This is a genomic window from Variovorax sp. V15 (genome assembly GCF_041154425.1).
Taxonomy (GTDB): Bacteria; Pseudomonadota; Gammaproteobacteria; order Burkholderiales; family Burkholderiaceae_C; genus Variovorax; species Variovorax guangxiensis.
On record NZ_AP028659.1, the window covers coordinates 2648307 to 2660293 of the forward strand.

Annotated in this window: 3 protein-coding genes; all 3 read right to left on the reverse strand. The window is 69.6% G+C overall.

Annotated features, from left to right (window positions below):
* Positions 1 to 13 precede the first annotated feature (13 nt).
* A complete protein-coding gene (locus ACAM57_RS12455; protein WP_369661863.1) occupies positions 14 to 9844 on the reverse strand; it encodes a DUF4781 domain-containing protein in 9831 nt (3276 codons plus the stop codon).
* 250 nt (positions 9845 to 10094) lie between these two features.
* Positions 10095 to 10754, reverse strand: a complete 660-nt coding sequence (sctR, locus tag ACAM57_RS12460; RefSeq protein WP_184637146.1) for a type III secretion system export apparatus subunit SctR — start codon at positions 10752 to 10754, stop codon at positions 10095 to 10097.
* Between the two features lie 28 nt (positions 10755 to 10782).
* Positions 10783 to 11898 carry a type III secretion system cytoplasmic ring protein SctQ gene (gene sctQ, locus ACAM57_RS12465; RefSeq protein WP_369661864.1) on the reverse strand — a complete coding sequence of 372 codons (1116 nt, stop codon included), beginning with the start codon at positions 11896 to 11898 and terminating at the stop codon, positions 10783 to 10785.
* Positions 11899 to 11987 lie beyond the last annotated feature (89 nt).

The following is an 11987-nucleotide window of genomic DNA, read 5'->3' on the forward strand; positions in this document are numbered from 1 at the left end:
GGTCGCGTCCACGTCAGGCGAGCAATACCTCCGCCGCCTTCGTGCGCTGGGAGTGGCCCGGGTCGACGTTGAGGAAGTCCGACAGTGCCGGGTTGACGGGCTGCAGCGGGTCCTGAGCCGTACCCGCATCGAGCATCGCCTGGAGTTCGACGGCCGTGGGCTGCATCGTGTCGACGATGAAGCGTACGCCACCACGCTGGGGATGTGTCGGCGTCGGCGTCGGCGTCAGCTGGGGCGTCGGGGTCGGTTTCGGGTTCGGTGTCGGATTGGGCGTTGCCGTCGATCTCGGTATCGGTGTCGGAGTGAACGTCAGGGTAGGGGACGGGGTCGGCACCGGCGTGGTCGTCTGCGAAGGCGTGGGCGCCGGCGTGGGTGAAGGAGCCGGTTGGTTCTGCTGCGGCTTCTTGTTCTTCTCGTGCATCGACCATTCCTCGGCCGCCACCCGTGCAGCGACGGCCACGCCCAGCAGCACGAGCGGCGCCGTGCCGCGGCGGATCCAGCCGTGCGAGGTCTCGGTCGGATTCGTCCTGGCCTCTCCGAGCGGGGCGTTGAAGTAGTTGGTCAGGCGCGAGTGGTAGACCATCGGTCCCATCTGCCGGTTCGAGCGGTATTCGTCGAGGTAGTCCTTCTGCGTGCCGCGGAAGATGCCTATGTCGCTCGCCACCTTCAGCAACTGCGGTGTCGCGAGATCCCATTGGCCGGCGCGGATGTACATGTAGGCCTGGATGCTGTCGGAGATCGTCAGGCCGATGGTTCCGCTGGAGTCGCCCCACGACGAGAACTGCGCCAGGCGCTGCGTGAAGGTGCGCTTGACCATCGGGCCGCCATCGGGCGCCACGCCGTCGTGGGTGACGGCCTTCGGGTTGCCCAGGCCGATGAGGGCGCGCCTGAACCACGAGTAGCCGTTGGTGGCCTTGTAGACCGGCAGCGGATTGCCGTCCTTGTCGAGCGGCGGCGTGGTGGCCTTGGGTGGTGGCGTCTCGCCGGCCTTGGGTGCCGGCGCCTCGGTCGATCCGCGCTCGCTCATGACATGCCCGCCGCGCGCCTGCGCGATCGACGCATAGCGGTTCGCCACGCTGGCGCCGAGGCCGGTGGCGTTGCCCACGGCATAGTGCAGGCTGCCTTCGTTGCTGATCCACTGGCGCACGCCGTCGAGCGTGGTGATGTCCCAGGTCCACTGGTGGCTCGGCGCATCGAAGAAGGGGTTCAGGTACAGCCGCGTGCCTGCCGAATGGCTCAACCCGAAGCTCAGCACGCGTGCGCCGAACAGCGCGCGGCCCACCGGCGAGTTCGGCGAGGTGAGCTTGCCGGGGCTCTGGTCCAGCACGGCGCGCGAACGTTCGTCCGACGGGTTGGCGCGCAGCGTTTCCGTGGCCATCGCGATGGTCTGGCGGTCGGCCTTCGGAATGCCGCGGAATGCGCCGCGGGCGCCGGTGGTCTGGCGCGCGACGGTGTCGAGCGGAATGCCCTCGAGCGTCTTGAACGCGGCGTTGACGTCGCCGGTCTTGTTCGCCATGGTCTGCACCGCGTCGCGGTAGCGCGCGCGGTCCGCGCCCGGCACGTTGCGCAGAAGGCGCCCGCGCACGAATCCCGCATGCTGGGTGCCGCGTCCCACTTCCGGCGCGGTCATCAGCAACGCCGCAGCCTGGGTGTCGCGGGGGTTTGCAGTGAAGGCCTTCAGCGCTTGCGCGTAGTCGTTGCGAAGAGCTGGCGGTATCCGGTTCAGCCAGCCGCGCTTGCCGATCACCGGACGAGCGCTGCGCTCGATGGCGCCCTTGTAGAGGGTGTCGAGGGCGGCTGTGCTGTCGGGGTTCCTCGAAAGTATCCTCAGCGCCTTGGCATAGTCGTGGCGGCCCTGGATGCCGCGCCGTGCCGCGTGCCAGCTGTCGAGCTGGCTCTTGAGCTGGAACAGAGAGGCCTCGCGCTTGGCCGGATCGGCGATGTTGGCGATCAGCGTGAAGGTGTCCTGGTCCTTGGGGTTGAGGTACTTCTGCAGCCGGATCTTGCCGCCCTGCTTCAGGCCCGCGATGCTGCCGCGATAGAAGAAGGCTTCGTAGGCGTAGCGAAGGAACACGGCGCGCGCACCGACGTAACCACCGAGCGAAGCGCCGGCAACGCCGAGCGCCGGATTGGTCATGTGCAGGCCCAGTGCCGCGCCGCCGAAGCGGACCGCGCCATAGAAGGCCGCGCCGGTGCCGACCATGTAGCCGACAGACTTGAGGAAGATCTTCCTCTTTTGCGCCGGCGTCATGACCTGATCGTTCTGCTCCATCGTCTTGTGCGGATCGACGAACACCTCGCCGGGCTTCGGTGCATGCGCGGCCTGGCGGTTGCTGATGCTGACCGGATGTATCGCGCCGTCCGGCCGCACGCCGACGATGCCGTCGACCTGCGCCTGGGTGAAGCGTCCGGTGGCCGCGACCTGCGCCATCTCGGTCTTCGGGCCGATCAGCCGGACCACGCCCACCAGGCTGCTGCCTTCGGCGTTGGCATGCGCGGCCGCTGCCGCGCGCGCGGTCTCGAAGCTGGAGTACACGTGCGAGCGGTCGAGCAGCGAGAAGGTCGCGTCGGGCGCGCCCTGGTTGATTGCCGCGCCATCGCTGGCCAGCACGTAGCGCCCGCCGACGTAGTCCGGAGCACCGATGAACGAGGGCGCCTGGCCGCGTGCCCATTGCATGAAGCGCGAGCGCAGCGGAATGTCGCGCGCGGCATGGCCGTCCGGCGATCCGGCGCCTGCGAGGTAGTGCGTCTGCTCGACGTCCTCGGGCGTGGCCGGGGCCTTGCTCGCCTGGAGTTCGCGCATCGTGGCCGGGCCCGCGTAGGCCGGCCGCGGCTTGGTGTAGTCGCTGCCCCCTTCGAGCAGCGCGTCCATGTCCGGCTCGACCATCGCGAGCCCGGTGGATTCGCCGGCCTGGTGGTTGCCCGCCGCTCTGCTCGGTGCGGCGGGCGCGGTGGCGCCGTCGCGCCATGCGGCCGAATGCACGTTCGGAATGCCGATGGGCATCGGCCGTCCGTCCGCGCCGACGTGCACCGAACCCATGATCTCCTCGGGTGTCGCGCGGCCGCGCTTCGTCAGCGGTGCCATGCTCCCGTCGGGATGGATGCGGTACACCCAGGCGCCGCCCTTCTGCTGCGCCGCGGCGGAGGCCTCGGCGAAGGTCCCGAAGGTGTTGTTGCGCTTGGCGCGCACGCCGGTGCCGCCGTACATGGTCTCGCCCGGCGCCATCGGGTGGACCGCGAAGCGCACGTTCGAACCCGCATCGGGGTCCTCGGTGATGCGGGCCGTCACCGCGGCCTCGTCGGGTGACGGCTGCAACGGGCGCAGTCCCGAGCCGGGCTCGCCGGCGCGCTGGTGGAATGCGACGAGCCTGTCGCCGCGCAGCGCGACCTGCGGCCAGCTGCGTCCGGTGCCCAGCGTGGTCGGCGGCAGGGGAGCGCCGTGTGCGTCCACGCCGGTGGCAGCGGGGTCCCTTGGCTGGCCACCCGTCTTGACGGAGGGCGTGTCGGTGTCGCCGCGGCCGGTGCCGGTCGCCTGCGGCCGTTCGGCTGTGATCGGCCGTGCCGCGCGCGGAGGCTCCGGCATGGCGGATGCGGCACGCGGCGCGGCGGGTTGCGCACCGGCCGGCTCGATCGACAGGCCCGGGCGAAAGCGCGCGTAGACCGGCGCACCCTGCAGCGCGATGTCGTCGTAGACGGTGCGCCCGTTCTCGCGGATTCCGACGATGGGCAGCGACTGCAGCGGCCCGGCCTTCAGCGCGCCCCCGTTGTAGGAGCTGCCTTCGTCGCTCAGGGAGACGCGCCGGGTGTAGACGAAGCCCGGCGCGGTCTGGTCGCGGTTGTTCATCACGACCGACTCGGTCGCCGCGTACACGTCGTGACCCAGCAGCGTGGCCAGGCGCTGCGCCAGCGGCACCGCGCCATCGCCGCTCAGGCACGACAGCATCAGCACCGGCTGGCCGTGATAGTTCTCGTGCGCGACGATGGCCCGCGCCAGCCCTTCGGCCGTGAGCGGATTGCCGTCCGCACCGGTCATGATGCCCTCGAGCCCGTGCCCGTTGACCGCGAAATAGCCTTCGGGAATCGGAACCGCCTCGCTCGCGGGCTTGCCGTCGCCGCTGCGCACGGGGCGCTCGCCCAGCGCGAAGATGTCGAGATCGGGCACGCGGCGGCGGAAGGCGTTGATCCCCATCTCGCTGCGGCCGGGCTGCGTGTTCAGAAGGTCGACGCGCCGGCCGTTGGCACTGGTGTAGATCAGCGGCTGGCCCGGCGCATAGCCCTCCGGATAGGCGATGCGCAGGGCGGGCCTGTCCGGATGGGCGGTGACCTGCGTGGCCTTCGCGGGGCCGCCTTGCGTGGTTTCGACTTTCACGGTGGCCATCACGGCCGAGGGCGGGACGCTGCCGTCCGGCGCAATGCTTGCCGCGTGCACGATCGCGATCTCGTCGCCCAGCGCGACGAAGCCCTCAGGCTGCACCGTCGCGAGCGCTTCGTCGAGGGTGGCGTAGTGGGCGGGCAGAACATTGGAGAAGTCGCCGCTGCTTTCGCCTCGTGCATGGTCGCTGGCGCGCTGGGCGGCACCGGGGCTGTCCGTGCCGGCAAGCAAGCCGTCGCGGTGCGCGGCGAAGACGAAGCCGTTGTCGTCAACGGTGCGCGGATAGACGTAGTAGCGCACGCCCTCGGCTTCGCCGCCGGCGGCGAACACGGTGAGCAGCGAATCCGACCAGTTGGTCTTGCCCAGGCGTTCAGTCGCCGGCAGCGGATAGCTCGTGGGTCCGCCGAGTTCGGGGTCCTGCGCCGGTTTGTAGGCGGGGAAGCTGCCCTCATCGCCCTTGGCGGGCGATGCCGGCGTGGACTTCACGCTCGTCTGATCCTTCGTGCCTGCGTTCTGCTTCTGCTCGATGCGTTGCGCCGAGCGCACGAAAGGCGCATTGGCGAGCGGCGCGTCGTCCGCGGCGTTCGTAGTCTCGTTCCCGCGCCTGTCTTGCGGACTGCGTGAGCCCGCCGGTGCGCGAGCGGTTCCAGGCGTGTCGGCGCTGTCGCCCGCGCGCCGCACCGAGGCCATGACCGGGTTGAACGAGGCATCAGTCACGATGGACGGGAGCGCCGCCGGGCCGGCCACGTCGGCGGGTAGCGCGCGCGGCGTCGACGGCCACGCGATGCTCACGCGTGGCGGCTCGCGGAACGGGGTGAGCGCATCGGGTGCCTCTGCGGGCTTCACGGCGCCTGCAGTATCGGCCGCATCGACAGGCTTGGGCGACGCGGACTGCGCCGGCCGCGCGGGCAGGGCCGCATCGGTGGACGCCGTGTTCGCCGTCTCGTCGGCCACCGTGCCGGCCGGCCGGTTCGAAACCGCCGGCCGCGCCGTGCTCACGGCCGGCGGCTTGATGGCGTTGTGCACGCGCACATAGCCCTTGGCGAAGATCGGCGAGGCAAAGCCTGCGGCGTTGACGCCGAGCATCATGATCTGCTGCTCGCGCTCGGCCGGGGTCATGTGGTCCCAGTTCTTCGCCAGCGAATACGCGCCTTCGCCGGTGGCGTAGACACTGCCGGCGGCAAGCGGCTTGGAGGCCATCGCCGCGGGCTTGCCCCACGCCTGGGCGGTCTGCGCGTAGCGCGCGAAATCGGCTGCGCGCGCCTGTGCCGTCACGGCATCGCCGGCGGCTTCCGCGGCCGTGGCCGCCTTGGCGGCGCGGCCCGCGCGCAGCGCGGCCATGGTCGCGCGCGTGGAGGCGCCCACCACCGGCACGCTGACCGTCGACAAGCCGAGGTTCAGCCAGTCCATGCGCGCCTGCTCGCTGTTCGCCGGATTGATGCTCTGGCCGTGCGCGCTGAGCTTGTTCAGGTCCTCGACCGAGGTCGCGACGCCGTAGCCGGCCGCGAGCACGGTGAACGCGCCTGCCGCCAGCATCACGCCCGGCGCCGCGAGCGTGCCGAAGGAGCCCACCGTCAGCGCCACGCCGGCCACGAGGCCGACGCCTGCGACCACCAGGTCCAGGTGGGTCTCGCGCCGGAAGGTCTGCCACCCGGTCTCGGTGCGCGCGTCGCCGGCGAAGAGCTTGACGTTGCCGTTGGCGTCCAGCGAGTAGCTGGCGTCCTCGGGCGTGACGAGCTTCACGCCTTCGACCGGCAGGCTGTTGTTGGCGCGGTAGTCGGTGAGGTCCTTGTAGGTCCAGGCCTGTTCGTCGATGAGCTGCGTCTCGCCGGGCTTGTCCTTGCTCTCCACCTTGAAGATCGCCGTCTTGATGATGCCGCCGTCGTCGCTGTCGAGCGCGTAGACCACGGGCAGCACGGTCACGCGCGCGTGCTCGCCGCCGACCTCCACCACCTTGTCGACCATGTTCGAGAGCAGGTCCTTCTGCGCGTCGCCGAGCTTGCCGAAGAGGCGCTCGTTCTGGCGGATGCGGTCGCTGTCGGCCTGGGTCGCGGCATCGAGCGAGCGGCTGGGGTTCCAGCCGAGCGCCAGGCCGATCTCGTTCTCGAGCTGCGTGCGGCTCTTCATCTCGATCGGGCCGCCGCCGTACTGCACGAACTGGTCGTTCATGATGGCCTGCGCCATGACCTGCGGGTTCTGCTCGAAGAGCCGGTAGAGCGCGCGCTTGTCCTCGCGCTGGTTGAACGGCAGGTTCTGGATGGTGAATTCCTGCTGCTGCGCGTAGGCGTTGTCGCGTGCGCCGGCTGCCTGGTAGCGCACGGCCGCGTCCGACTGGGCCTGCGTTGCCTGCAGCTTCTTCCAGGTGTCGCTGCCGGTCTCGGCCAGGCCGGGGTTGGCGCTCTTCCATTTCTCGTGCGCCGACTTTGCCTCGGCGAGATCGCGCGCCGCGGTGTCGGTGTGGAACTTGTTGACCGAGCTGAGCCAGTCCTTGCGCGCGGCGTCGGCCTTGTCGCGCGCATCGTCGGCGGTCTGCTGCGGCGAGGTGGCGTAGCACATCTGCGCGCGGCCCGCGCGCTTGTCGGCTTCGATGCGCTGGCGCGCGTGGTTGGCCTCCTGCCAGGCGATCGCGGCATCGACCGCGAGCTGCTCGTTCTGGGCGATGGTGACGCGCGCCTTGGCGTCGTCGAGGTCGTTGCCCAGCGCGGTGCGGTCGCCGGAGCCTGCGTCGTAGTCGGCCTGTGCCTTGTCGCGCGCCTTGATCGCATCCGTGAGGTTCTGGTCCACCGTCTTCTTGCGCGGCGCGAGGTCGTCGCCGAAGTTCAGCGTGGGCGCGGGCTTGCCGTCGGGCCCGGGCGCCGGCTGCGCGCCGGGCTGCGGCGGCGCATCGGCCGCGGCCTGCGCCAGGCGCTTGTCGACGTCGGCGCGCGCACCGCGCGCCTTGGCCAGCTCGCCGTCGCCGAACTCGGAAGTCTTCCACCGCGCGGCCGTGGCGGGGTTCATCTTGTAGGTGCCGGCACGCACCGAGAAGTCGACCATCTTGCCCTGGTCGGACTGCTGCCACCCGAAGACCTTCGAATCCTTCTTGATCGTGACGTTGTAGCCGCCGTTGCAGTCCGCGTGCACCTCGATGTCGTCGGGCGAGAGGCCACGTGGCAGGCCCTCGGCGCTTACCTTGCCGTCTTCGCCGCGCTTGATGTTCCAGGTCGGGTCGTAGTTCTTCGGGTAGACGTCGCCGGTGGTCGACTTGTCGCCGTCCATGAACATCGTCAGCTGCGGCTTGGCGAAGGTCGTGCGATCGTACTGGTAGCGCGCGGCATACCAGGCGCGCTCGGCGTCGATCAGGCCGAGCTGGGTCTCGATGTCGCGCTTGGAGAGGTCCAGCGCGTCGAGTTCGTCGAGCGCCTTCTGCTGCTCGGCCTCGGTGGCCTTGCTGCCGGGCGCGGTGAGCGTCGTCACCTCCGCGGCCTTCTTGTCGTAGGCCTCCTTCGCCGCGGGCAGCTGCGCCTCGCGCATCTTCTTCTCGTCGTCGGCCGAGAGCTTCGGCTTTGCGGCGTCGGCCAGGCGCTGGGCCTCGCGCGCGGCCACGCGCAGATCGTCGAGCTTGCCTGCGTCCACGGTCTTGCCCGCGGCCTGGTCGCGCTCGGCCGCGCGCAGCTCCTGCATGGCCTTCAGTGCCTTGGCGTCGGCCTGCGCGGCACGCTGCTGTTCGAGCGCCCGGCCCAGGTTCTCGGGCTTGGCGTTGGCGACGGCATTGTCGGCGTCGGTGAGCCCCTGGTTGATCTTGTCCGCGCGATCGAGATAGCCGGCCTCGTCGAGCTTGGCGCGGCTGCCGTCGGCGCCGCCGAAGAGATCCTCCTTGACTGAGTTCAGCGCGGTCGCGGTCTGGTCGCTGCGGGCCTTGGCGGCATCGTGTTTCTCGTTCGCGGCGTACAGCGCGGCGGTCAACGGATCGAGCTCGGTCTTCTTGTCGCCGTCGACGTAGAAGTACTTGCCCTCGATGTTCTGGACCTTCTTGCCTTCCTCGCTGCCGGGCTTGGCCCAGAACGCGGGATCGTAGCCATCGGGGTCGATGTTGCGCGTCGTGGTCTTGTCGCCGTCGTGCTCGGTCACCGTGACGCGGGCAGGGCGCTGCAGCGAAGCCGTATTCCATGCGCTCTCGGCGTCGGTCTTGGCGTTCTCCGCGTCGCTGGCGCCGAGCTTGGCGTCGATGTCGTCGCGCAGCGCGTGCATGTAGCGCTGGCCCTGCTGCGCGTCGCGCAGTGCGGCGTCGGCCTTCTGGATCTCCTTGGCATCGCCGCCGGCCACCGCCTGGTCGTACTTGAAGCTCAGCTCCTTGACCTCGGCGTCGGCAACGCGCGCGTTGTAGTCGGCATCGACCGTACCGAGGGTGTTCGTCTTCGGGTTCTGCGGGTCCGTCGGATCCGTGGTGCCGAAGGCTTTCTCGGCGCTCTGGAGTTCGGACTTGGCGCGGTTGGCCACGGCGCGCAGGCGCTCGGCTTCGCCCTTGGCGTTCTGCTGCGCGGTGATGATCGTGTCGTTGCCGCCGCCGCCGGTGCCGAAGCTGGCGGCGTATTTCTCGGCCTTGGTCGCGGCCGCATCGGTGTCCTGCGCGTGGCTGCGCGCATCGGCCACGCGCGCCTTGCCCGCCTGGGCGGCGTCGTATTGCTCGCCGCGCAGCTGGCGCACCTCGGGCGAGTCGGCGCGCACGCCGTCGCGCGCCTTGTCGATGTACTTGCCGATGCTCTTCGGGTCGAACACGCCGCCCTTGTCGAGCGCGTCATGGGCGTCGGCCGCAACCTTGTCGATGGCGTCGTTCGGGTCCTTGCCTTCGGCGATCGCCTTGAGGCTGGCCTTGCGCATGTCCTGCTCGGCGGCCTGCAGCCAGTTCGTCATGGCGGTGTCGACGACGGCCTTCTGTTCCTTGCTGCCGTCGCCGCCGTTCGCCTGCGCCTTGAACACCGGCCTGGCGGCGGTCTGTGCCTTCTCGAGCAGGTCCTGCGTGCCCGGGCTGGTCGCGGGGGGCTGCCCCTTTGGCTGGTTGGCTGGCGGCTCGAAGATGGCGTTCATCTTCTGCGCCGCGTCGACTTCGCCCTGCGCGGCGCGCGTGGCTTCCGAAGGGTTGTTGTCCGCACGGCGCTGCCGGATGTCGTCGAGCTTGGCATCGGCGAGCGTCGACTGCTTCTCCTTGAGGTTGCTCGCCGCTTCCTGCTTCAGCGCATCGCGCTCGGCCGCGTCGCTGGCACCGCGCGCCTTGGTGGCCTCCTGCTGGTCGGCTTCGGCCTTGCTCTTCTCGGCCTTGGCCTCGGCGGCTTCCGCGGCCTTGCGCGCTTCTTCCGCCTTGCGGCGCGCGGCTTCGGCCTGCTTGCGCGCTTCCTCGGCCTGCCGCCGTGCCTCCTCGGCCGCGCGCTTCGCCGCGGCTTCCGCCTGGCGCCGCAACTCTTCGGCAGCCCTGGCGGCCGCCAATGCCTCCATCGCTGCCTGTGCGGCGGATTGCGTCCCCGACCCATCGCTGCTGACTGCTAGAACCATAGGACCCCGGATGAAGTTGCAGATTGAAAGAAGGGCTCGCGGCACAACCCGGCCGGCTCCGATGCCGCGCGAACTCTAAGTGGCGCCCCGTGCGTGGGCAACAACGAGTTCTCGTAGACGGGAGTGCTCGCGCGGCGAATCCGAAGCAGCTTCTCCTGCATGCAGCAACCGAAGAGGCATGCGTGGAGGAAGGTCATCGGTACGACAGCACGAGCCCGTGCACCAGCCTCGTCCAGCCATCGAGCATCACGAACAGCAGCAGCTTGAACGGCAGCGAGATGGTGGTGGGCGAGATCATCGACATGCCCAGCGCCAGCAGCACCGTGGCGACGATCAGGTCGACCACCACGAACACCAGGTAGATGATGAAGCCGATCTGGAAGGCGCGCGTGAGCTCGCTGAGCGTGAAGCTGGGCACCAGCACCATGAAGTCGTCGTCCTTCAGTTGTTCCGCGCGCGCCTTCGGCCAGATGTTGGCCGCCGACTTCAGGAAGAATTGCCGCTCGCGCTCGTGCGTGTGCTTCTGCAGGAACTCCTTCACCGGCGCCTTGGCCGCGTCGATGACGGCCATGATGTCGCCGAGCCCTTCGCCCTTGGCGCCGAAGCTGCGGCCGCGCAGGGCGTCGCCGATGTCCATGCCCACCGGCGCCATGATGTAGACCGACAGGATGATCGCGATGCCGTTGAGCACCATGTTGGGCGGTGTCTGCTGCAGGCCCAGGGCAGTGCGAAGCAGGCCGAACACGATGACCAGCTTGGTGTAGCTCGTCACCATCAGTGCCACGAACGGCGCGATGCCGAAGGCGACGATCAGCGCGACCAGGATGAGGGGTTCGGGAAGTCCGCCTTGCATGGGTATGGATCGGATGAGGGGCGGCCCCTCAGACTTCGCCGGGCGCGAACTCCGACACGCGCACGCCCAGCCGGTCGCCCACCGCGACGAGATAGCCCTTGCCCAGCACGTTGCCGTGCGCAAGGATGCGAACGGGGCTGCGGTTGAGCGGCTGGCCCAGGTCGAAGACATGGCCGGCGCGGATGCTCCTGAGTTCGCCGAGCGACACGGACAGGTCGCCCACCTCGAAGCGCAGCGTGACCTCCAGCGCGTCGAGCCGGTCGATCGGCAGGTTGGCGTTGTCCGCGGTATCGGCCGCGAGGGCGGGAATGTCTGGCTTCATGGCACTGTTTCTCGATTGCTGGACGGTGATGCGCGAGCCTTCGGCGAAGGCGGAAAGATGCCGCCCGGCGGAACCTCCCAGCTCCGCCGTGACCACGATGGCGGCACCCGAGGAACTCCACTGCTCGATGCCGACGATGTCGCCGGGGCGGATGCTTCCGACCTCGCGCAGGCGGATCGGCGTGCTGCCGAGGCGAAAGCTCACGGGCAGGCGCAGCGCGTCGAAGGCGTCGGCTGCGTAGGCGTTGTGATGCGCGCCGGTGGCCGCCGGCACCAGCGTGTCGAGCGTGGCCGCGTCCTCGAACTGCACGTAGCCGCGCAGCACGGTGCTGCCTTCCAGAGGCATGGCGACGAAGAAGGCCGCGTGCCCGGGATCGCCCTGCGAAGGCAGCGCCCGATGGCTGTGTTCGTGCATGTCGCGCGTTTCCGCTTCCGAAGGCTGCCACTCGAAATGCAGGCGCAGCGCTTTCTCGAGCGCGTCGATCAGCGGATGCAACGCATCGGCGAGCAGGATGTAGCGCAGGTCGCGCGGCAGCAGGTCGATGCGGCGTTCTGCCAGCAGTGCCTGCAGGCTCGGTGCGTCCATTGCGAGATGGCCGACGTGCGAGCCCAGCCTGAAGCGGAAGCTCTCGCGCGCGGTGAGGGCGAAGGCCGTGTCGTGGTGCCAGCGGATGCGGTAGCGGGCACCGCGTGCGGCCGCGATGTCCGGCAACGGCGACGCGCCGTACAGACGGTTCAGCGCGCGCACATTGGCGGCGTCGGCGCGCGGCAATGCGCGGGCTTCGCCGAGTTCCATGACTGCGTCGGCGCTTGCGTCAGGCATGCACACCTTCGTTCGATGCGCCGATGCGGGCGGCTCTGTTTTTCTTCACCTTCTTCACGCCTTGAAGCAATGCGATTCGGTTCGCATCG

Coding starts and splice junctions, on each gene's coding strand:
- ACAM57_RS12455 (WP_369661863.1), bottom strand. CDS start 9,844: ATGGAGGCATTGGCGGCCGCCAGGGCTGCCGAAGAGTTGCGGCGCCAG.
- sctR (WP_184637146.1), bottom strand. CDS start 10,754: ATGCAAGGCGGACTTCCCGAACCCCTCATCCTGGTCGCGCTGATCGTC.
- sctQ (WP_369661864.1), bottom strand. CDS start 11,898: ATGCCTGACGCAAGCGCCGACGCAGTCATGGAACTCGGCGAAGCCCGC.